Below are 21,028 nucleotides of genomic sequence, written 5' to 3'. Positions count from 1 at the left end.
CCATGAACGCCAGTGAGCCACAGAGGCCCAAGGCCAAGGGCCGCCCCTTCCAGCCCGGCCAGAGCGGGAACCCGAACGGGAAGCCAAAGGGCGCCCGAAACGCCACGACGCTGGCCATGGAGGCTCTGCTGGAGGGCGAGGCTGAGGCGTTGGCCCGCAAGGCGGTTGACCTTGCTCTCGCCGGCGACGTCACGGCCCTGCGGCTGTGCATGGACCGGCTCTGCCCAACTCGCAAGGACCGGACGGTCGCGTTCCACCTTCCGGAGATCGCATCCGCCGCCGACGCCAAGCACGCAGCCTCGGCCATTCTCGACGCCGTCGCGGCCGGGGACCTCACGCCATTGGAGGCCGCCGACGTCGTGAAGGTGCTGGAGACCTACACCAAGATCCTGGAGGCCACCGAACTGGAAGAACGCCTGGCCCGCCTTGAGGAGAAGACGAACCAATGAGCCGGATCGGAGCCAGACTGGCGAAACTGGAACGCGCCGTCGGTGCCGTCGGACCGCGCACCTTCGTGGTGCATGTCGCCGAGGACGCGCTTGACGACGCCGTGGCTCGCCTCCGCAAGGCCGGCATCATGAGCGGCGCCGACGATGTGTGGAATTGGGGCCTGGACTCCGAGGCGTCGCCCGATCTGTTCATGGACGGCTACTACTGGGTTTGGCCGTTCCAGACGCATGAAGAGTACGTCTTCTACCTGCTGGACAAGGAGGCCGGAAAGCCGGTTCGCGAGCCTGAACACGAGATGGGGCTGATCCCGGCGGAATGACCGCAGAGCCTTGCAGTCTCACAGAAAGGGACCGGCTCCGTCGGCCGGTCCCCTCTCCAACTTTCAGCGCGCACAGGGCGGGGGACGCTGTGAGAGCATCCCCCCTTCAGGGTGAGGGACGACCGGGGCGATAGAGCAACAGCGTCGAATGCGGGATCTGCCCGGCCCGGCTCACAGCCGAACGGCTCCGCTACCTCGATGAGGAGCATGGGTCGCTGGCCAGCATCGCCCGCTTATACGCAACGGACAGCGTCGCAGCCGTCACGCTCGAAGCCAAGCGCATCCTGGAGGTCGCAGCCGTTCCGGAGCAGAACGCCGGTTTAGAGTGGAAACCTCTTAAAACCCCCGCTACGCCGCCGACCTCGCGGACCCTGAACTAGGCGGAATGGTTCACTCTTCACCCCTCAATAGAGCACTCCCTTGCTGATCCAGATCAGTTCAGGGGAACGGGCAGGGAACGCGCCCGTTTCCGCGCTTTCCCGTCCCCACATAGAACGATGCGGAGGCTGCGATCTTCTGTCAGCACGGGGAGGCGATGGCTGACAAGGCGGATCGGATGGAACCGGACGCCGAGGTGATGGCTGGCGAGCAGCACGCCCTCATGATCGAGCAGGCCCTTTGGGAGTTTTGGCACGACGCCGTTGACGAGCCTCTGCCTCCGAAAATCCTGATCCTACTTCGTGAGCTGGCCCAGGCTGAGGAAACACCGCCGCCCCTGCGGGTGCAGTAGGGGGCCGGGGCTCCAGCGCACCGCATGTCAGCCGTGGCGGATGTATCCGGGCCACTTCGACTTCAGCCAGGTCTGGGACCGCCCGGACCTGGACTGTCTCAGCGCTCGCTGATGATGCCTTGACGAAACAACGCCTCGCCCTGCTCTGCCCGCGCGTCCGCGACGCCGTCGCCGCCTCACACTGGACGCCAAGCATCCGCGACGTGGCGGGGGTTCCGAAGCAGAACGCCGGGCCAGAGTGGAAACTTCCCCAGACCGCAGCGACGCCGCCGACCTCGCTCACCCTGAACTAGGCGGCAACCGGCCTGCTCAGCGGCTCGGCAGTGTTTGCTCCAGCTTGGCAATACGCCTTTCGAGCCCGTCGATGCTCGACATCTGCGAGAGTAGGACGAGAAAGCTGACGACAAACGCGGCCACAGCCGCAGCAAATGCTCCAAAGGTGGACCACCCGCCGACGCTAAGGGCTTCCCGGTGAGCGCGGCCGACAATTTACGCCAAGCCTATGAACGTGATGATCCCGATGATCGCGACTGCCCAAAGTGACGGCATGAGGATCCTTCCAACTCACCCGTGGCGAACACAGTCGGGACACTCCCGACTTGAGCCAGTCTGCCGCAATCAACGGCAGAGATTTGAGACAGCCATTGGCCCAATGCCGAGATCGTCCGGTTGAAGGAGTACGTCGTTCCCTCCCGCGAAGCTCAAGTGTCGTGCGTCGACCATGTAGACAAACCGGATGGCAGGGGACATCCCGCCAGCGCCATTGCGCGCGCTGACTGAGCCGCAAACCACCTGAACTTGCCTGCCCTTCATGTCGGTAGTCTGCCTCGCCGTAGCATCGATGAAACGCGCTGACTTAGGCTCACGTAGCGCTTGCTGTACTGACGCCTTCGCGACCGAAACAGCGTCGGCTGCAACTGCAAGGGACGGCGCGACCAGCACGACAAGTGCCGAGACTATCAATTTCATCTGATCCCTCACTAAAGTGCTGCGCTAGCTTGAGGTTTGAGCCAGTCGAGCCGAAACGCCGTTGTACCCGAGCGATCAACGATGCGCCCGAATTTTCGGAGGCCTAGCCCGCGTGTCAGCCGTGGCGGACATAACCAGGACACTTCGACTTCAGCCAGGTCGGGGAACGGCCGGACCGATACGGGCTGTCCCGGCGTTTCGAGATGATACCCTCCAAGCCCAAGGCGCAGGCATGGCGGAACAACGCCTCCCCTTGCTCCGCCATCGCGTCCACGAAGGCGATGCCGTCGACCGGGGCGGCCAAAAGGCGCTGCAGCTCGGCGCGGCGCTCATCGAGCGGAAGGGGGCGGAGATCCCGACCATCAAGCTCCAGGAGGTCGAAGGCCATGAGGATCGCGTGGCGCCCGCCGGCGGCTGAGCGGAGAGCGTGGAAGTCGTCGCGACCGTCGGGCAGTTGGACCACCGCCTCGCCGTCGATCACGCAGGAGCCACAGGGAAGGCTCAGGAGGCCCGTCGCGATCCTGGGGTGTCTCCCGGTCCAGTTGAGGGCGTTTCGGCTCCACAGGCGGCTCTCTGAGTCAGCACGGCGGCATATCATCCTGAACCCATCGTGCTTGGGCTGGTGGATCCAGAGCGGCCCAGACGGAACGCGCTCGGCCGGACAGGCCAAACATGGCGGGATGAAGCCGGGGGGTGTGCGAAGCCTGCCCGGTGGAATGCGAGGACGAAACTGCATCCCGACTCGATTCCGGCAGGCCCGGGGGGTTCCATTCTCCTCTTTTGGTCAGGGAGGCGATGATGCCGAGACCGAGATACGGGACAATGGACCGCGGGGCGCTTCAGTCCGTGATCATCCGGGAGCGAATGATCAAAACGGGTGAGCTGTTCGGTCAGAAGCTCTGGACCCCCGAAGAAGACGCCATCCTGAAGGCCTATTACCCCGACAAGCGCGCGGCCCATGCTGCGCTTCCGCATCGAACATTCCAGGCCGTGAAGTCTCGCGGGGTGACCCTAGGCATCGCTCCGCGGAGGATGGTCTGGTCCGCCGTCGATCTGAAGCGGCTCAAAAAGATGCGGCCGACCGCGAGCAGCGCTGAACTAACGGAGGCATTTCCCGGCCGTTCGCTCAGTTCCATCTTGCATGCTGCGAGCTACTACGGGGCGAAACGTCGACCCCGGCCTCCTGCAAAAATGGGAGATCCACTCGTGGATGAGATTAGGCTGAGGGCCTTTCAACTCGGATTTTCGATTTGTGATCTGGACGAAGAGGCCAAGAGCAGGGGGTTTTTCCGGAGTTGGGCCAGGCCCAAGTTGCTGCGCTACATGGAGCGAGCGATCGACATTCTGGGCGGCAAGCTCGTGATCGAGTGGGAAGACGCCGGGTTCGAAGGCTCGGCCCGCAAGGTGGGGTAAAACAAGCTGCTCCAGTGCTCCCCCGGCGAGTGCAACAGGATGTGGCAGTGCTCTCCCAACCCGTCCGTGTCGGCCCTGCTCTCGCGGCTCCAGACAGCCGTCAGCGGGAAGCCCCTGTCCCGGCAGAACTGGTCGAGGCGCTTGTAGAGGGCGCTCCACCGCTCCTGAGGCTCCGCAGAACGCATAGCTGCCCCGACGCGACAACTCTTGTATATGACTCGCATTCACGAAAACGTGTTCGCGGTAATGCGATGCGTAGAATGCAAGATAAATGCACGACTCTCATAGTCGATGACAATCTTCTGTTCCGGTTCGTTCTGGCAGAGATGCTGGTCGATAATGGATTTCTCGTTATTCAGGCCGGAGATGCTGCTGAAGCGCTTGCCTGTATCGACAATCGGCCGGGGATCTCTGCTGTTACCTCTGACATCGACATGCCCGGAGAGTTGGACGGCATAGGCTTCGCACGGGAATTGCGTGACGCTTGGCCGGATCTTCCCATCATCATGGTCTCAGGCTGCTTTGAGGCGCCGCCAGAGCTGCCGGACGGCGTTCCCTTTCTGCCAAAGCCCGTCCCTGACCGACTGCTCGTCGCCATGTTGAGGCAGATGACCGGGTCGGCCTAGTTGGGCACGGACTCGCGGGCCCCGGCCCTGAGATACCGGCGACGGCGAGAACTTTTGGCGGGCAAACGAGAACGGGTGGATCCTGTTTTCGCTTTTCCTGCTCATACTCGCAGCGGGGCTGACCTATGTGCTTGTTCCGCTGTTGCCAAACTACACCCCCTGGAACACGTGAACCTCCGCCGCAGTACCGCATGCGTGCGGCCTAAGCCATCAGGCTAGGGCTGGCGCCGGAACACGTTCAAGAAGCCGGAGTTAGTTGGCATACGACGCCTCTGTAACCCTCCAAACTAAGGCCCTGCCGCGGAAGGCATCACCGCGCGCAGGGCTTTTTAGACTAGGACCAAGCGAGCGAGGTGCTTCACATGCATCCGACCCAGCGACTGTTTGACCTCACGCTGCAGCCGCTTTCCTGTTTGTCGCTATGGTGATCGTTGGGATCTGATCGGCTCGGCCCGGCGGCGAAATGGCACCTGCGAATTCGGCGTGCTGTCAAAACTGTAACGACCGCCACGCCGAAACCGGCTTGTATTCTGAGCTACTTACCTCTAGATGCTCCGAAGCCTAGGAGCATGAAGTGACCGAACTCCCCGAGAATACACTTGATCTCGTCGCCGACATTGTGACCGCGTATCTCGCCAACAACTCTATTTCGGCTAACGACATCCCCGCTCTCATCGCCAGCGTCCATGGCGCGCTGACATCGTTGGTGAGCGGCAAAGTGGAAGAGCCCCCGGTCGCGCAAAGGCCGGCCGTCTCGATCAAGAAATCCGTAACGCCGGACGCGATCATCTGCCTTGAAGACGGCAAAAGCTTCAAATCGCTCAAGCGCCACCTGATGACCAAATACGGCATGACGCCGGCCGAGTACCGAGCCAAGTGGGGCTTGCCGAGCGACTACCCAATGACAGCGCCGAACTACGCCGAGGCTCGCTCCGCACTGGCCAGGAGCATGGGCCTGGGCCGCAAGCCTGCAGCGCCCGTCGAGGTGCCCGCTCCGAAGGCGAAGCGGGGGCGTCCGCCAAAAGCCGCCAAGGCCGCTTGAGGCACACACAGCCGCATGGTTCCAGAAAGTTCGGCCCCGTCACGAAACGGGGCCGAACTCTTTTCCCGATTCAGGAGAGGGACCAAAACTCCTGTGGCCCGAGGCTTGGGCCAGCATCGTTAACGAAAACTTTCCGGCGAGAGCCCTTCAGGCACAAAGGCTTGCGCGAGCAACAGCCCCGGCGCGACTGTGGCGAGGAGGCATCGGCCGACGCTGTCGCGGTCTGTTCACGTTGACCAGAGCGGCCCCGCAGACGATCCTCAGGACGTCCACCAACCCCTAACCACCCCACCAACATTCCGCCTGGCTGCGCCACGCATTCAGGCCTCGCAAGGGTTTGCCCGTCATCCATGGAAGCCACGGGAGGATCACGCATGAGCGCTCTTCGCGACTTCGCCACTAAGGCTTTGGAGACGAACCGCATCGGCTTCGCCGACCTTCGCCGGCTGCAGCGCGACGTGCTTCCCCAGCGGATCACCACGACGGAGGAGGCCGAGCTGCTCCTGGCCGTTGACGGCGCACTGGCGCGCGCCGATCGCGACTGGAACGACTACCTGGTCGACGCAGTCGGGCAGTTCACCCTGTGGGGTGTCGACCCACGCGGACGCGTTACCCAGAGCAAGGCGGATTGGCTCACGGCCGCTCTGGCTGCTGCTCGTCCGAAATCCGCGTCGACCATCATGAGCAAGCTTTTGGCGCAAGCACCGCAGATCGAACTAGATGCCCGCATTCCGGGCCGTTCGGTTCGCCGGGCGCTCCGCGTTCCTCAAGCTACTGCCAGGTTTCTACCCGGTGCTTGAGTCGTTCTTGGGCAACTCGTCGTACCGCTCTTTCAAGTCGCGCCAGAATCGACCGACCAATTGTGCATGTGAGGCAAACCAAGGAGTCGTGTAATCTTCCTCAACAAGGGCTGCGTAGTCTGGGCGAGTCAGCACATCCCGGAACGCCATTTCAAATCGTTTTTCGGTCGCGTCGAAGGGCGCTGGCGGGCGAACCTCAGCGCCCAACACCACGTCGTGCGGCTCGCTCTCACCAACGTAACGGTAGGCATCGCGCACAACTACGTCACTGAGGCAGACCCACCACAGCTTGGTTCTCTGCCTTGGCAGGCCACCTTTGCCTCGCCGCCAACACAGAACCCATTTGCCCACCAGAAATGGGACATCGTCTGCATGCTCCAGGTCGAGCCCGTCATCGATCCGTCGCTCGATCGTCTCGTTGAAGGCACCAAGCTGCTGCTCGACGCTCGACTGGGAGAATTCATACTCCGGAGCGGTGACGACCCAATTGATCATCGGCAGTTCCCGTTGCTGATCATAGTACGTACTAAAAAGCGATGTAGTCTTTTCACGTTGACGCGCACGCCAAGCGTCCTGCGCTGCGCGCCAGTCCTCGGGGCGGATGTCGCGGCTTGTCTCCCAGAGCTTTTCGAACCAATCGGACGCAGCGGTAACGTTCGAAAGCCGGACGCCTGCCTCAGTCCAGAACGCCTGTTCTTCGCCCTCGAGGCCAAGGCCGTTAGCTGAGGCATTGGCCGAGGCCACTATCGCCTCCGTTGCGCCGAGGTAGACCTTGGCGTGGAGAGTGTCACTCTGCCGGATCTGCTCTGTGGCAAGTTTGCGCAGTGCCCAGGGGTTCGTTCCGCCGGACTTCAAGTTGCAGATAACCCTTGCGTCAGATCGGGGCAGAAGCGTCTCGGCGCCAACTCCCCAAAAAGCGACCGCGCATCGAACATTTTCTTCTCGCATCAGATCTTTGATAGCTTTTGAAAGCTCGTCTCCAGCGATAAAATCAGACAACGGTTTTCCTCCACGAATTGCTCGACGTCCTAAGAGCTGCGTTCCGGCGTTCTTATTGCGGCCGTTCGACCCAATCGGGTAGTCGCGAGACCCCGGCCGCAATGCGACGGGCCTCGTCCCGGGTGAGGGTCCCTGCTTCAGCGTCGCCGAAATAGACCGCCGCGACACGAATGCCGCTGGCGTCGGTCACAGAGAACCACGATCGCCGGTCCTCGACCTCGAAGGGGCCCTGAACGCCGGGTGGCAGCGTCGCCGATCCGATGCCGTGCATGAGATCTGGCAGGCTGGCTATCAGCTCGGCCATGGCCTTGGCTTGGTCCGGCGACATCATCACGCTGCCGGTGCTCCGATAGCCGGTGCTGTCACCGTAGCAGTACGCCAGCATGCAGCCGGTGGCGTCGGCGACGCGAAACCCCGCCGCCATTTGATCGGCGGTCCAGGGCGGCGGGAATCGGCGGTTAGACATGGCGGACGTAGCCCGGGCACTTTGATTTCAGCCAGTGTGGCGAGCGACCCGACCTATACGGGCTGTCCCTCCGCTTTGAGATAATGCCCTCGAACCCGAGCTTACAAGCGTGCCGGAACAGGGCCTCCCCGTCATCGTCCATCGCCTCGACGAATGCGACGCCATCGATCGTCCCAGTCTCGATCAGCTTCCGCAGCTCGGCCCTGCGCTCATCCAGTGGCAGAGGCCGCAGATCCCGGCCGTCCAGCTCCAAGAGGTCGAAGGCCATCAAGATGGCGTGCTCCGCGCCGACCTTGGATCGCAGCGCGTGGAAATCGTCGCGCCCATCGGGAAGCTGGATGACAGCTTCGCCGTCGAGCACGCACGATCCGCAGGAGAGCTCCAGGAGGCCGCCGGCGATCCTCGGCAGGCGTGCGGTCCAGTTTAGGGCGTTGCGGCTCCACAGGCGCGCCTGCGTTCCTTCGCGGCGGCAGATCATCCGAAAGCCGTCGTGCTTCGGCTGGTGGATCCAGAGCGGGCCCCTGGGCACGTGGTCGGCCGGGCAGGCGAGGCAGGGAGCGATGAAGCCGGATGGGGTTCGGCGCTTGTAGGCAGAAACGGGCGGGCGCATCCGGACTCGATTCCCACGGGCCCGAACGGTTCCAATTCCATGGAGGTTCACCCATCCGCGCGCCGCCCCTCTCCTGATTTCCAAGGACTCGGGTCCGGACTCAATCAAGCTAACGGTGGGGACGGCGTTCGACCCTTTGCAGGCCCTGGGAAGGTCAGCTTCCCGGCTACCGACCGGGTCAGGTGGTCCCCGGATTGTTGGCTTTCTGACACGGTTACTGAGAAGCTGACGTTGCTCGTGGTGGACCTTACGTTGTTGGCTCAGGCGAGGGCTGCAAGCTTCAGCGCATGGGCTCGGATGTCCGGCGGCCATGCAGTCATGCGGTCGGCAAAGCCTTCGGCATCCCCGGCGAAGAGCGCCCGGATCACCTCCTCGAACCCAGGCAGATCACCAGCCAATCCCGAAAGGAAGCGGTAGGCGGCCTCTCTCGCTGCCTTTGTCTGGGTCTGCCCCCCATCTGCCCGCCTCGCTTGGTCGACAAGCCGCCGCAACGCTTGCGATGCGCCTCCCGGCTGGGACGCGAGCCACTCCCATTGACGGGGAAGCAGCGTCACCTCGCGGGCGATGACGCCGAGCTTCGGGCGCCCGCGGCTTCTTGGAGCACCATCGGGATCCGCTCGGCTCTCGACGCCGCTCGTGGCGTTCCCCGCATTGTCGAGTTCGGCGAACCGTGCGGTGATGTCCGCTTCGGTTCCACGCAGATCGAGGTCGATGACGGCACCCGACCTGTCATCGAAGGTCAAGATCGCGTCGTCTTCTTCCGCCGCCCCCGCTTTCACGGCGAGAGCCACGTCGATCAAGCGACCGCTGGCCAGCCGCCGCCCGCCCACGAACGCGGTGAATGTCCTCCTTAGGTCGTCTGGCATGGCGCCTCCATCCAGACCTCCATAGCCGAAGAGATCCCCTGCCGTCAATTTTACCCGGATGATATTGTGTAAAGGTATTGCTTGCGATAGCGTCACTGCCGATCTGCGAGGGCATGCGATGAGAACCGAAGACCGAAAGTTGGCTGTGAACGCCTACAAGAAGCGAGAGGTCGAAGGCGGCATCTACGCCGTCCGCTGCGTGGCGTCCGGTGAGGTTTGGGTCGGCGGTGCGCCCGACCTCTCCAAGATCCAGAACCGCCTCTGGTTCACACTCCGGCAGGGCACGAACACGCACCGTTCGCTCCAGAGCACGTGGAATGCTCATGGAGCGGAGGCGTTCAGCTTCGAAATCATCGAGCGGTTGGATGCTGAAGAGATCGGCTATGTCCGTGACCGGTCTATGAGGGATCGTGTTGTCAAGTGGGCGGAGCAACTCCGGGCCGTCCGGATATGAGCCCGGAACCCAGGTCTGCCCATCTGGCAGCCAACGGCATCACCCTGGCTTATGACAGCTTCGGCGTCGAGACAGCTGAGACGATCCTTCTGATCGCTGGGCTCGGTACGCAGATGATCCGCTGGACCGACCCCTTCTGCCGCGAGTTGGAGACGCGCGGCTATCGTGTCGTGCGGTTCGACAATCGGGACACAGGACGCTCGACCCACTTCACCGAGCACGGCGCGATGGACTTTGCGACCTTGGCCTCGGCGCTAGCCGAAGGACGGCGGCCAAAACTCGCCTACACGCTCGATGACATGGCCTCGGACGCGATCGGCTTGCTTGATGCCCTATCCATCCGCCGAGCCCACATCGTTGGTCGCTCGATGGGCGGCATGATCGCCCAGATCATGGCGAGCGAACACCCGTCCCGTGTGCTCTCGGTCACCTCGATAATGTCGGCGACGGGAAATCCTGCCATGCCGCCTTCAAAGCCTGACGCTATGACGATGATGATGCGTCCCGCCCCCGATCCCGCCTTGGACAAGGCGGGCTTCCTCGATCACGGCGTCGCCTTCGCACGGTGCATTGCGGGCACTGCTCATCCGGTCGACGAAGAGGCTTGCCGTGCTCTCCTCTGTGAGGAAATTCGGCGAGGCCGTGCGCCGGGCGGGTTTGGACGCCAACTCGCAGCGGTTAGTGCGGCTGGCGACCGACGTTCACGGCTCGCCGCGATCAAGGCGCCGACCCTCGTTGTTCACGGGACGGATGATCCTCTCTTTCCTGCTGCCTGTGGCGAGGACACCGCGGCCTCAATCCCAGGTGCGGAGATGATATTGATCGCCGGGATGGGCCATGATCTGCCGCCATCCTTGTACCGGACCATTGCCGATGCGATCGATCGAACCGCTCGCCGTTCGACCATCTCGGCATGAAGGTAGAAATGTGGAAAGGTCGAAAGTAGGCGGGTGGGGCCCCGATTTGGCGGGGGTACCTCGGCCAAAAAACCGGGCACGAAAAAGCCCCGCAGCAGGGGGCTGATGCTGCAGGGCCCGTTGTCGTCGGTAAAGTGCAGTTTCAATGATGATGGCGGGCTCTGGTTCCGACCCTCGGATCAGACAGCCTCTCCGAACTGGACCACGTCGAGCAGCAACGACCGGAGGCAGGGCAGCGCGTCCGGGTCGTTCGGATCGTAGCCATCGTGGGCCTCCGCAGCTTGTCCTCGCCCTCGAACGATGAAGGGTGAGATAGTCCCGTTACCTGCAAAGGCCACGTCAAAGCTGTTGCTTAGTTACGTTTCTCATGATCGTCTCCCTTCGTTTGAAGCGAGAGATCCCGTCATGGCGACCGCGTCTACCAGTCTTCTGCCGCTTACAGGTACGCCGCTCGACGCCGCTCTGATCGGAGCCTACTGGCAATTGGATCAAAGCCGGACCATCACTTGGGCCCTCGGTGATAACGAGACTTACATTTGGAGCGATCCCAGCCTTTCCGCGGCCGTCATCAGCGCGGCTCTGGGCGAGTACGAGAAATTCTTAGATGTCCACTTTCAGTACATCGGACAGACCCGTTGGAACACATCGCCAGCTGACATCACGTTCAACATAGGGGATAGTTCACTTCTGGGGGCCAGTACGACTGAAGCAAGAGCAATCTTTCCCAATCTCTCTTTGGCAGACACGACGATTGCGGCATTTGGTCTGAGTCGATCTCAATACCAACATGCAGAGGGAGATATATGGTTCAATAACGACTTCTCCGCGCAGGCCTTTCAGTACCATGACAAAGGATCGCAGGTCTTTTACATGGCTATGCATGAGATCGGCCATGCACTTGGCTTGAAGCACCCGCATGATGACGGAGGAACAGGGCATCCGACGTACGCTCAAGTGGGTGCCGTGGACAGTCCCTTTCTCACGGTAATGAGTTACGGGACGCCACCTGGATCCACCATGGCCGCCGGTTGGCCTGCTACGCCGGGCGTGAATGAGGTGTCGGCGTTACAGTATCTCTACGGGGCGAACCGTTGGACGGCCGCCGGAAATACGTCGTACCAGTTAACCGCGACCTCGCCTTTTCAAACCATCTACGACGCCGGAGGAACGGACAAGCTCGACGTATCGACTTTCTCCACCGCATTTGTCCTCGATCTTCGCCCAGGCTTTCTCTCAGGGCAGGCCTCCAGTGCCAGACCATGTTTTGGAATCTCATACGGGACAGTGATCGAGGACGCGATCGCGGGGTCTGGTGCAGACACGATCAACGGCAACGACGGACCTAATCGGATCCAAGGAGGCGGAGGAAACGACAGCATATATGGGGGGCCGGGCATCGATACCGCGATCTACCGCGGGCTCAGAAGCCAGTATGTACTGCAGCAATCATCGACCAGTCTGTCGGTCAGCGACGTTAGCAGCGGCCGAGATGGCACAGATACCTTGACAGGCGTTGAGCGGCTTCAGTTCGCCGACTGCATACTCGCTTTCGATACGGCCGGAGACGCCGGCCAGGGATTCCGCCTTTACCAGGCCGCCTTCAACCGCACTCCCGACAAGAGCGGCCTTTCTTTCTGGGTGCACGCGCTCGACACAGGAACGTCTCTGCACGACGTCGCCGTGGGGTTCGTGAATTCCGCCGAGTTCAAGGCCGTTTACGGAGCAGGCGCCTCGAATGCGCAGATCGTGGACAAGCTCTATCACAACGTGCTTGGCCGCGCGGGCGAGCAAGGCGGCACGGACTATTGGATCGGCAAGCTGCAGGCCGGGACGAGTGTCGCAGACGTGCTGGCCAATTTCTCGGAAAGCCCGGAGAACGTGGCGAAGGTCGCCCCGCTGATTGGAACCGGCATCTCACTTGAGCCGGGGTTCTTCGCGTAGCCTCTTGGGGCTCTTCAGCCCGGCGGGCGTCCCCTGCCCAGCCCCACCTTTCAGGGTGGGGCGCCGGGAAGAGATCCGCTCCAGTCCAAAACCCCACTCGTGCAGACTGGAGCACTGGAGCGCGCCCGCTGGGAGGATCACCAGAAAATCGCTCCAGCTACATCCCCAGTCGGGTGTGACGCATGACGGATAATGACGCCAAAAGCCCCATGAACGCCTACGCGCACGCGCACGTGTACGCGCGTCATGAGGGCCACCCCCCTTGGGCGTCATAAAGCGTCATGTGTCACATCGGACGATATGCCTCGACTGGAGGGTGTGTAGGATTCAAATCGCTCCGTCTAATTCGAGCTAACGAAACCGCCTGTAATCGCGCTATAGCGGCTTTACAAGCATGGCGCCTCGTGAGACTGTGAACTTGCAGGTTTACAGATTTACAGAGGTTCCGATGGCCGTCTACGCCTACACCCGGGTTAGCACCGATCGGCAGGCGAACGAGGGCGACAGCCTCGATGTCCAGGAGCGCACCGTTAGTGGCTATGCGCTGATGCACGGGCTCAAGGTGGAGCGCACCTTCTTGGAGCGCGGCGTCTCCGGCTCCAAGCCGCTGATCGAGCGCGCGGCCGGCGGCGAACTGTTGGCGATCCTGCGCGCCGGGGACGTGGTGATTACCCCGAAGCTCGACCGCATGTTCCGCAGCGCCAGCGACGCCCTGCGCAACCTGGAGCACCTGAAGCGCCTCGGCGTGCACCTCCATATGATCGACCTGGGCGGCGACGTCACGGCCAACGGCATCGCAAAGCTGGTATTCACGATCCTCTCCGCCGTAGCCGAAGCCGAGCGCGACCGGATCCGCGACCGCGTATCCACTGCCAAGGCCGACCAGAAGAGTAGAAAGCGATACCTCGGCGGCTCCGTCCCCTTCGGCTACAGCGTTGACGCCCATGGAGCCTTGATCGAGAACCCCGCCGAACAGGAGGCGATCCGCGCGATGGCTGAGGCGCGTGCGGCCGGGAAGTCTCTTCGCGCGATCGCTGCCGGCATAGCGGAACGCGGAATAAAAATAAGCCACGTCAGCGTGAAGCAGGCACTCGCACGCTTAGCCGCGAACGGCAAACCGTAGCAGAGTAGCGAGTGTAGCAGCGACCTTCAGGCCGGCGATCACGGCGAGCCCGCCTGAACCGTAGTAATGTAGCCAGCGTAGCTGCCTGTCACCTGGGGGAGACCCACGACGACGATGCGGCAGAAATCGACCCCCACCCGGTCGGCGGTCGAGGCGAACCCGAAGAGCAGGCATCGGCGACGTCGGCCACGAACGACTTCAGCGCCATCGTTGCGACCGAGCGCCCTGCCCCGCCGAAAGGGGCATTCGAGAAGGAGCGGATCGGCCAGTGCACCATCTACCGGCCGACGGCGTGGCCCGCCGATAATGCAGGCCCAGATGCAGCGGGGTGAAGGTGATGACGGAGCAAAACCTTCACGAATTAAGGCTTGAGCTGGACCGCTTAGCGAGAGGCGATGAGGCTCTGGAGAGCCTTCGGGCTCAGGTGACTGCGATTGCGCAGCTCAAAGAGATCTACCCGCATTCCATCAGCTTGGTTGCGATTGGGGCGCCCCGCATGGCGACGAACTGTTTCATGCAGGCGCTTGGGCTGGCCCCGGGGGACATTCGCGAATGGACGCGCGGACGTATCTTCCCCGGATCGGACTTCATGGCCGCCATCGTTCGGTACCTTCCCGAGCTTGACCTGATCACCCTGCCGGATGGAGCCTTGGTTCTCTATTTCGACGGTGACGGTCGTCCGGTTCATGCCGGCGTTGCCGAGGCGGGTCTCGTCCTTTCCAAGTGGGGCGGAACGATCCCGCATACCTTCCTTCACGGCGCCTACGAGGTCCCCGCTCGGTACGGATCCGACGTCCGCGCCTATGTGCGCCCCGCTCCGGAGAATGCGCTGAATGCCTATCGCCAGTGGGCCGAGATGCACGGTGTCTCGCCGAATTAGGCGCGCCGTTGAGCCTGGCGGGTGAGCTGCTGCTACAGCTGCTACATCGCTACGGTCTGAGGCGCGTTTTTGGTTCCATGATACGGCCCTTCATTGACGCAGTTGACACGTTGACAGCGCAGTCAGGCCCGCCGCCGCAGTTCGTTGACCAGGCGCTCGAACACGAGGCTCCCGCGCGAGTGGCCGACCAGTTCCGCGCCAAAACTCTCCACCCGGTCACGAACTTCGGCCATCGCCGCCTTGACGCGGTCGACGTCCGATTCCTCGTACGAGTTGTTGAGCAATTCGCGCTCGAACGCGTCCACCCGAGCCATCATCTCCTGAAGGCGGGCCTGCTCGCCGCCCTGCCCCTCAGCAACCTGGCGCAGTTCGGCCAACAGGGCGTCAATCTTCGGGATCTCGCTCATAGCCGACCTCCGGTGAACGGCCACTCTACAGCGTGTCCGAACCGCGATGGCCACAAAAGGCCGGGTGCTCTGAACCTGTACGGCATCCCGTTCCCGAAGCGGCGTACGGAGAACCGTGGCGCCCACGCCGCGCTGCTCCGATAAAGCTTGTGAAGTACGAAGATGACGGTTCCCGACTCCGGGCTGCAGCTGCACTGTTGTGCTGCAACGTGAGACGCAGCAATGCCGCACTCCAACCAGCAGGTCATCCTAGACGCCATCGCCACCGAGATGAGGGCTCCTTTCTCGACGTCCCGGCAGAACCAATCCCGGACGAAATGCTTGCGCTGCTGATCGAGATGGAGGAGACCGAGGCTGCTGAAGCCGGGCTCGACGCGATGCCGGCGCTGTTCGACTATCTTGGCCTGTACGGCTTGCCGTCTGCCGCAAACCGCTAACGGCTCGGATCGCTGTCCCGGAACGCATGAGCCCCCTGCAAGGTACATCCGCTTGCAGAGGGCCCAGGAAGGCCCGCTCCCCAGCCGGGCAGGCCAATTAACGCGTAGAATATGTGAAAACTTGACCTGCCGCAAGCCGTTTGCCTTTTACAGTGACCGATGAAGCCGGCCGGTGTTCGGCGCTTGTGGGCAGGAATACGCAGACGCATCCGAACTCCATGCCCATAAGCCCGAACGGTTCCGTGAACTAATCTCCCATCGCAAAACAGCGTCTGTCGCCCATGGGGGACGGCCCCCGCTTATTAGCTGGTCGAGGAGCGCATCCCACGCAGGTGGAAGCGGCCAGATAAGGGCATCGCTCTATTGCTCTCGAAGCTCGCCTTCTATTCGGCTTGTGGGGTGATCATCGTAGCGGGCCAAAACCTGTCCTAGCCCCGGGTTGCACTGCTGCATGGCAGAGAAAGAATGCCCAGGGGAAGAACTGGTTGGGGCGACGGTCCAGGTTGGCTGACCCGCCCAAACCACAGAGCGCCTCGCGACCAGCCGCGGACCAGTTAGCGCGCCGGTGGCAAATTCCGACTACATTGCATCGGTGACTTGTGCGCTTCCGGAGACTATATTGATCGACGCGAGCTCCTGAGAACGACGAGGGAGGGTCGAATGTCTGAACCGATCAAAGTCAGCCAATTCGAGACGCGCTCACACGATTCCCCTGATGAACGACGGACGCCGAAGCTTACGGATGTCGAGATTGTGCGACTACACGATTGCACCATAGGCAGATTTCGCTTCCAGCCGGGATGGCGTTGGTCTGAATGCATCAAGCCAGTAGCGGGCACGCCCAGCTGCCAGCTGTCACACATGGGACATGTGATCTCGGGTCGCCTCAAAATCCGTCTGGATAATGGCTCGGAGAAGTCGCTGGAGCCCGGGATGTCCTACACGATCCCACCAGGCCACGATGCTTGGGTGGAGGGAAACGAGCCCTTCGTCGGAATTGAAGTCATGAGCGCAGAGCAATTTGCGAAGCCGGTGAGATAGGGCCTGTTTCGCCAACGAACACCCAGCTAGGTATTCGTGTGCTTTAAGGAGCAGAGAAGCGAGCATGGCCGACCCGCACGCTCGACCGGCGCTGGGGCCTCAGGTGCCGCCGCAAGGCACCCCTGGTCGGCCCCCTTCGGCGATACACGCCGCGCAATGCTGCCCCGAGGTCTCCCAGGCTCGCCGTCGTACCTCGCGGTCACATCGCTTCAAGCTCAAGCGGACCGACTCGCCCCTCTCAAGGTTCAGTCGGCCAGTTGCGGCGTTGCGTTTGAAGGAGGGCCAGGATGGCTCCTCGTGCGAACTGGAAGGGCTATCTGAAGCTCTCCTTGGTGTCCTGCGCCGTCGCCCTTTATCCCGCCTCCAGCTCGTCCTCGCGGGTGTCGTTCAACACCCTGAACCGGCAAACCGGGAACAAGGTGAAACGGATCTACGTCGATCCGGACACCGGCGAGGAGGTGCCCGGCGAGGACCAGGTAAAGGGCTACGCCGTCGCGAAGAACGCTTATGTGCTGGTCGAGGACGACGAGTTCGACGCGGTGAAGATCGAGAGCACTCACACGGTCGACATCGAGAAGTTCGTCCCGCGGTCCGAGATCGATCCCCGCTACATGGACGCGCCTTACTACATCGCGCCTGACGACCGGGTGGCGCAGGAGGCCTTCGCGGTGATCCGCGAGGCCATGCGCGACAGCGGCATGGTGGCGCTCGCCCGCGTGGTGATCGCCCGCCGTGAGCGGATCCTGATGATCGAGCCCTGGGACAAGGGGCTGCTCGGGACCGTGCTGCGCTACCGCTATGAGGTCCGCGACGCGGCGGCCTATTTCGAGGACATCCCCGATCTGGCGATCCCAGCCGAGATGAAGGACCTCGCGCATGTGATCGTGGATCGCAAGGCCGGCCATTGGGATCCAGCTGAATTCGAAGATCGCTACGAAACTGCCGTGGTCGAGATGCTGCGGTCCAAGCAGGCCGGCGCGCCGGCCGTGGAGGCCGCCGCGGCTCCTCGGCCTCAGAACGTGGTCAACCTCATGGACGCCTTACGCAAGAGCCTGGAGACCGAGCGGGCCGCCGTCGCCGAAGCCAGGCCGAAGCCCATCGCGGCGTCGAAATCTCGGGCGACGACGAAGGAGAAAGCGCCGGCGCCCGCCAAGGCCAAAGGCAGCGCACGGAAGCGGGGGTGAGACATGCCACGCTTTCACGTCAGCAAGCACGAGGCCGCCGCCGCCCTCGCCCAGGCGGCGATCCATATCCGCGAGGCCGACAGGCTTCTCAATCGATCGGCCCGGTGCCCTGAAGCTCTCCCTCGGATCGAGGCGATCGAGCCGACTTACTCGATCTCTCCGCATCTGGCGGAAGAGCTTGAGGCGCTGTCTGACGCGCTCGAAGAGGACGGCAAACCACCGCGATGACCCGCCATTGAGGAGCCAATCCCAGCGGCAACCGTTTGGCTCAGTGACGCAGCGTCCCGCGTCCGCTCGGCGCAACGGAGTGGCTCGATGATGTTCAAGGCCGTGTTCCGAAAAGGAGGCCTCGCGCTTGGCGAGGTGTCAATTCAGGTGCAGTCGGCGAGCGATATCGAGGACGCGAGCCGAGACGCCTTTGCCGAACTCAGACGCGCATTGCCGGACCTTGGGCTGGACGAGGTCGGCGTAACGTTCATGAGGATCGATCCGGAACCGGCGATTAAAACCGGTCGGTAGGTTCCCGCAGCGCAGGAGGCTCGCTTTCCGGCTTCAGACCGAGGAGGAGACGAACCGCGCTGTTGCGCGCGGAAACAGCCCAACTGAAGCCGTGCTCGCGTTCAAAGCGATACATCACCATGACGATGGCGGCTTCGTTCTGGCCGCGGTTGATGATGTCGGTGATGGCGTAGGCGGGGGTGAGGTACTGCGGCTCCGCTTCAGCAGAGGGCAGTTCCAACGGGTTCCACACCTCGCAGAGGATCCTCAAAACCTGATCTGAAAGCGACAAAACGTTCGAGTCCCAACCACTCAATGTGCAGCCACAAGACCATGACCCGCCGCTTCCCGCCACCCCATGCCGGCCGGCTTCCGCGTCGCCGACGCGAACGGCGCCTGGCTGGCCTACTGCTACGGCGACACCACGGGTTACCGGAGTACGGGCAGCGTAATGATGTCGCCCGACCAGGCGAGGGCAATGGCGGAGATGATCGCCAGCATGCCTGATCTTATGCACGGCGTCGGATCGGCGGAGTTCCCGCCCGGGACGCAGGGGCCGTTCTTCGTTGAGGACCGGAAAACCTGGTTCTCGGTCACCGACGCGAGCGGCATCAGGCTGACGGCCGTCTACCACAGCGACCCTGAAGCAGGCGACCTGACGCCCGATGAGGCGCGGCGGATTGCTGTCGGGATCGCGCGACTGCCGGATTGGGTGGGACGGCCGCAATGAGGACGCGGGTCGGTCACGCGAAAAAAGCCCTGCTCGCGGGGATGCGATCCGCGGCAGGGCCTTAGGTGATTGAGGTTCGAGAGTGATCTTCACTTCACTCACCCCCATCAATCTCGGCGCGCAGCTCGTGTTCCTGACAACCGACCTGACCTGATGGCTTAGGCCGCCCGCCGGCTGCCGTTTTTGGCTGCCTCGTGCCTACGGGCTATGGCGACGGCGCATCGAGCGGGGCTACGCTGAGGCGCTCGGGTCAGCCACTCCGAGCGCCCCTAAGCACCTCAGCCCCGTTCCGACGGGGCTATTTTTGACCAGACGACCTTTGCTGTCTGTGCAAGGCCGGCTCGCCAGTGCGGCTGAGAGCTAGGCCGCCTTGGCCTGTGTGACGTGGCCTCGCGCACGCGGTCGTGTTCGGGGGTGACCGAGAGCATGGCGGCCCAGACGTAGCCGACGACCACTCGGCGCGGCCTTCATCCTGCGGTAAGTCGGCCTCGTCATGCGTGCGTTATCCTGTCAACCTCGCCGATTGACAAAAACGGAGATTGGATCTGGAATTTTCCGTGCGGGTCTCCAGCCCGATGCTGCCGTAGCACGCGCTGCGAGGCTCAGGGGAGGCTACCATGGACAAAGCCGTCTTCGTGTGGCTGGCCTTGGCCGGGGCTTTGGCCGGGGCCCCAACGCCCCTGCAGGCCCAATCCGCCGCCGACGTTCAGGCCGCGATGCAGCTCCTCAAGGCCAAGACCGCGCAACTCGGCACCCCAACCCTCAAAGGGGAGGAGGAGGTCGAGGGGCGCAAGACGCCGATCCTGTATTTCGGGACGACGAGGATGAACGGCGACTTCGCCCTGGTTGACGCAGTCCAGAAGGAGAAGGGAGGCACGGCCACCCTGTTTGTGAAAACGGGAGAAGACTTCGTCCGCATCGCGACGAATGTGAAGAAACCCGACGGCTCTCGCGCGGTCGGAACCATCCTGGACCCGAAGGGCAAGGCGATTGCGGCTCTTCGGACGGGCGGTAAGTTCGCTGGTGAGGTCGATATCCTCGGCAAGCCGTACCTCACCGCCTACGAGCCCATGCAGGACGCACGCGGTGACGTGATCGGCATCTACTACGTCGGTTACCTCAAGCAGTAGCGGCCGCGCATTCCGGCCTCGCGTCCACGGCGCGCCCACGGGCCAGAAGGCTTCGTGATTTGGCGAAGGACGGCAGGTCGCCTGGGTCTACTGGGACACCCCTGCCGCGGGCGACCTCACCCGCGACGAGGCGAGGCGCATCGCGGCGGGGATCTGCCGGCTTCTCAACTCGCCGGACGACACCCGCACGGTGCGGCCTCCGTGCAAGACCTCCGGTTGCAGGGGTTGGCGCCCAGCACCCCCAAATTGGAGCCCAGGCCGGCAACCCGACGGGCTAGTGGTGGTCCGCTCTGCGCTGGGACCGAGCAGGCCATCGCTAGGGAACGTCGACCCTAGGCGCCTGCCGCGCGAGATCCCGCATTATAGCGGCTGCGGTTCTGGCCTGGGCTGCCGAGGCCGCGGCGACGAGCCAGTCCGCCTTGGCCCGGTCAATGCGCCGGGCTGGATCCAACCCCCACAGGGTGAACTGCCCACGGCGTCCGTCAGATAGTCGGTCCAATCCCGATCAGCACGCGCCAGGGCGCCGTCGATGGCAAGCAGCAGCTCGTCATCGGTGATCCTCTGGTCAGGTGCGTGTGCGCAACCCGACCCTACCCGGAGATCGCCGGTGGCCACCGATCAGCTACACCACCGCTGGGGACACGACCCGGCGCGGCCCGTCGGCCCGCCGATGTTGCCACCCGTAACTTCCCTACGCGCTCAATTGCCCTGGCGACCCGATTTCCATGGCCGTGGAGGCTCGTCGGACCCGCGTGAGGTGCACGGGCGCGCTGTCGCAGGCCAAGGCGTCCTTGCGCCTCGTAGCGGCTCCAGTCACGGCGCGAACCCGCCCGCAGCGTGAGCGTTGGGGGAGGGTGAGCAAAGCAGCCCTTCCGTCCGTGATCCGATCGACGCTCCTGGCTGGCGCAGCCTCGACCGCCCTGGCGCTCAGTGGAGCGCAGCCGTCCTGGGGTGCGGCCGAGAGCCGGTCGGCTCAGGAGCCGGAGAGCGCCGCAC

General features: G+C 63.1%; 26 protein-coding genes. 19 read left to right on the top strand and 7 right to left on the bottom strand.

Annotated elements, in window-relative coordinates; genetic code table 11:
• Positions 1-2 precede the first annotated feature (2 nt).
• The 4 genes from ABEG18_RS19310 to ABEG18_RS19295 all read left to right on the top strand — a co-directional run bounded on the left by ABEG18_RS19310 (position 3) and on the right by ABEG18_RS19295 (position 1,792).
• Complete coding sequence (locus ABEG18_RS19310; protein ID WP_406854671.1) at positions 3-449, top strand: DUF5681 domain-containing protein; 447 nt, start codon at positions 3-5, stop codon at positions 447-449.
• Positions 446-769, top strand: coding sequence for a hypothetical protein (locus ABEG18_RS19305; protein WP_406854670.1), 324 nt, complete (start codon positions 446-448; stop codon positions 767-769). Before ABEG18_RS19310 ends, ABEG18_RS19305 begins: the two co-directional genes overlap by 4 nt.
• A 535-nt stretch (positions 770-1,304) precedes the next feature.
• Positions 1,305-1,499 carry a hypothetical protein gene (locus ABEG18_RS19300; protein WP_406854669.1) on the top strand — a complete coding sequence of 65 codons (195 nt, stop codon included), beginning with the start codon at positions 1,305-1,307 and terminating at the stop codon, positions 1,497-1,499.
• A gap of 119 nt (positions 1,500-1,618) precedes the next feature.
• Entirely contained in the window at positions 1,619-1,792 is a 174-nt protein-coding gene (locus ABEG18_RS19295) for a hypothetical protein (protein WP_406854668.1), read from the top strand.
• A gap of 791 nt (positions 1,793-2,583) precedes the next feature.
• Here the strand turns inward: ABEG18_RS19295 and ABEG18_RS19290 are convergent.
• Positions 2,584-3,066 carry a hypothetical protein gene (locus ABEG18_RS19290; RefSeq protein WP_406858649.1) on the bottom strand — a complete coding sequence of 161 codons (483 nt, stop codon included), beginning with the start codon at positions 3,064-3,066 and terminating at the stop codon, positions 2,584-2,586.
• A gap of 248 nt (positions 3,067-3,314) precedes the next feature.
• Here ABEG18_RS19290 and ABEG18_RS19285 point away from each other — a divergent pair, with 248 nt between their 5' ends.
• The 4 genes from ABEG18_RS19285 (at position 3,315) to ABEG18_RS19270 (ending at position 6,349) form a co-directional block, all read left to right on the top strand.
• The gene (locus ABEG18_RS19285; protein ID WP_406854667.1) at positions 3,315-3,881 is read left to right on the top strand and encodes a hypothetical protein; all 567 of its coding nucleotides are present in this window, start codon (positions 3,315-3,317) and stop codon (positions 3,879-3,881) included.
• A gap of 260 nt (positions 3,882-4,141) precedes the next feature.
• Positions 4,142-4,507, top strand: coding sequence for a response regulator (locus tag ABEG18_RS19280; protein ID WP_406854666.1), 366 nt, complete (start codon positions 4,142-4,144; stop codon positions 4,505-4,507).
• A gap of 574 nt (positions 4,508-5,081) precedes the next feature.
• Positions 5,082-5,549, top strand: coding sequence for a MucR family transcriptional regulator (locus ABEG18_RS19275; RefSeq protein WP_406854665.1), 468 nt, complete (start codon positions 5,082-5,084; stop codon positions 5,547-5,549).
• 374 nt (positions 5,550-5,923) lie between these two features.
• Entirely contained in the window at positions 5,924-6,349 is a 426-nt protein-coding gene (locus tag ABEG18_RS19270) for a hypothetical protein (RefSeq protein WP_406854664.1), read from the top strand.
• Here ABEG18_RS19270 and ABEG18_RS19265 read toward each other — a convergent pair.
• The 4 genes from ABEG18_RS19265 to ABEG18_RS19250 form a co-directional block, all read right to left on the bottom strand.
• Entirely contained in the window at positions 6,335-7,348 is a 1,014-nt protein-coding gene (locus tag ABEG18_RS19265) for a phospholipase D family protein (RefSeq protein WP_406854663.1), read from the bottom strand. The two genes, ABEG18_RS19270 and ABEG18_RS19265, sit on opposite strands and share 15 nt — an antisense overlap.
• A gap of 52 nt (positions 7,349-7,400) precedes the next feature.
• Positions 7,401-7,814: a hypothetical protein gene (locus ABEG18_RS19260; protein ID WP_406854662.1), complete on the bottom strand. Its 414-nt coding sequence runs from the start codon at positions 7,812-7,814 to the stop codon at positions 7,401-7,403.
• Positions 7,807-8,292, bottom strand: coding sequence for a hypothetical protein (locus ABEG18_RS19255; RefSeq protein ID WP_406854661.1), 486 nt, complete (start codon positions 8,290-8,292; stop codon positions 7,807-7,809). The genes ABEG18_RS19260 and ABEG18_RS19255 overlap by 8 nt, the downstream gene beginning before the upstream one ends.
• 392 nt (positions 8,293-8,684) lie before the next feature.
• Positions 8,685-9,290: a DUF2239 family protein gene (locus ABEG18_RS19250; protein ID WP_406854660.1), complete on the bottom strand. Its 606-nt coding sequence runs from the start codon at positions 9,288-9,290 to the stop codon at positions 8,685-8,687.
• A 118-nt stretch (positions 9,291-9,408) separates the two neighbouring features.
• On the opposite strand from ABEG18_RS19250, the gene ABEG18_RS19245 reads away from it, so the two are divergent.
• From ABEG18_RS19245 to ABEG18_RS19225, 5 genes are all read left to right on the top strand, one after another.
• Complete coding sequence (locus ABEG18_RS19245) at positions 9,409-9,744, top strand: GIY-YIG nuclease family protein (protein ID WP_406854659.1); 336 nt, start codon at positions 9,409-9,411, stop codon at positions 9,742-9,744.
• Complete coding sequence (locus ABEG18_RS19240; RefSeq protein ID WP_406854658.1) at positions 9,741-10,661, top strand: alpha/beta fold hydrolase; 921 nt, start codon at positions 9,741-9,743, stop codon at positions 10,659-10,661. Before ABEG18_RS19245 ends, ABEG18_RS19240 begins: the two co-directional genes overlap by 4 nt.
• 405 nt (positions 10,662-11,066) lie before the next feature.
• Positions 11,067-12,602, top strand: a complete 1,536-nt coding sequence (locus ABEG18_RS19235) for a DUF4214 domain-containing protein (RefSeq protein ID WP_406854657.1) — start codon at positions 11,067-11,069, stop codon at positions 12,600-12,602.
• 448 nt (positions 12,603-13,050) lie between these two features.
• The gene (locus ABEG18_RS19230; protein WP_406854656.1) at positions 13,051-13,725 is read left to right on the top strand and encodes a recombinase family protein; all 675 of its coding nucleotides are present in this window, start codon (positions 13,051-13,053) and stop codon (positions 13,723-13,725) included.
• Between the two features lie 337 nt (positions 13,726-14,062).
• Positions 14,063-14,605 carry a hypothetical protein gene (locus ABEG18_RS19225; RefSeq protein WP_406854655.1) on the top strand — a complete coding sequence of 181 codons (543 nt, stop codon included), beginning with the start codon at positions 14,063-14,065 and terminating at the stop codon, positions 14,603-14,605.
• Positions 14,606-14,727: 122 nt separating this feature from the next.
• Here ABEG18_RS19225 and ABEG18_RS19220 read toward each other — a convergent pair whose 3' ends face one another.
• Entirely contained in the window at positions 14,728-15,012 is a 285-nt protein-coding gene (locus ABEG18_RS19220; RefSeq protein WP_406854654.1) for a hypothetical protein, read from the bottom strand.
• A gap of 1,097 nt (positions 15,013-16,109) precedes the next feature.
• On the opposite strand from ABEG18_RS19220, the gene ABEG18_RS19215 reads away from it, so the two are divergent.
• From ABEG18_RS19215 to ABEG18_RS19200, 4 genes are all read left to right on the top strand, one after another.
• Complete coding sequence (locus tag ABEG18_RS19215; protein ID WP_406854653.1) at positions 16,110-16,490, top strand: cupin domain-containing protein; 381 nt, start codon at positions 16,110-16,112, stop codon at positions 16,488-16,490.
• Positions 16,491-16,777: 287 nt separating this feature from the next.
• Positions 16,778-17,674 (top strand): Ku protein, encoded by an 897-nt coding sequence (locus ABEG18_RS19210; RefSeq protein WP_406854652.1) that lies wholly within the window; start codon positions 16,778-16,780, stop codon positions 17,672-17,674.
• Positions 17,675-17,677: 3 nt separating this feature from the next.
• Positions 17,678-17,902 (top strand): hypothetical protein, encoded by a 225-nt coding sequence (locus tag ABEG18_RS19205; RefSeq protein ID WP_406854651.1) that lies wholly within the window; start codon positions 17,678-17,680, stop codon positions 17,900-17,902.
• Positions 17,903-17,989: 87 nt separating this feature from the next.
• Positions 17,990-18,193, top strand: coding sequence for a hypothetical protein (locus ABEG18_RS19200; RefSeq protein ID WP_406854650.1), 204 nt, complete (start codon positions 17,990-17,992; stop codon positions 18,191-18,193).
• Here the strand turns inward: ABEG18_RS19200 and ABEG18_RS19195 are convergent.
• Entirely contained in the window at positions 18,177-18,425 is a 249-nt protein-coding gene (locus tag ABEG18_RS19195; protein ID WP_406854649.1) for a hypothetical protein, read from the bottom strand. The two genes, ABEG18_RS19200 and ABEG18_RS19195, sit on opposite strands and share 17 nt — an antisense overlap.
• Before the next feature lie 105 nt (positions 18,426-18,530).
• Between ABEG18_RS19195 and ABEG18_RS19190 the strand changes: the two genes are divergently transcribed.
• Positions 18,531-18,902 (top strand): hypothetical protein, encoded by a 372-nt coding sequence (locus ABEG18_RS19190; protein WP_406854648.1) that lies wholly within the window; start codon positions 18,531-18,533, stop codon positions 18,900-18,902.
• A gap of 617 nt (positions 18,903-19,519) precedes the next feature.
• Positions 19,520-20,032: a Cache 3/Cache 2 fusion domain-containing protein gene (locus tag ABEG18_RS19185; RefSeq protein ID WP_406854647.1), complete on the top strand. Its 513-nt coding sequence runs from the start codon at positions 19,520-19,522 to the stop codon at positions 20,030-20,032.
• The last annotated feature ends 996 nt before the right edge of the window (positions 20,033-21,028 follow it).

Origin of the sequence: Alsobacter sp. KACC 23698 (genome assembly GCF_045348435.1) — a bacterium.
Lineage (GTDB): Bacteria > Pseudomonadota > Alphaproteobacteria > Rhizobiales > Beijerinckiaceae > Alsobacter.
The sequence above is the reverse complement of the archived record's forward strand: the minus strand, read 5'-3'. Positions and strand labels throughout refer to the sequence as shown.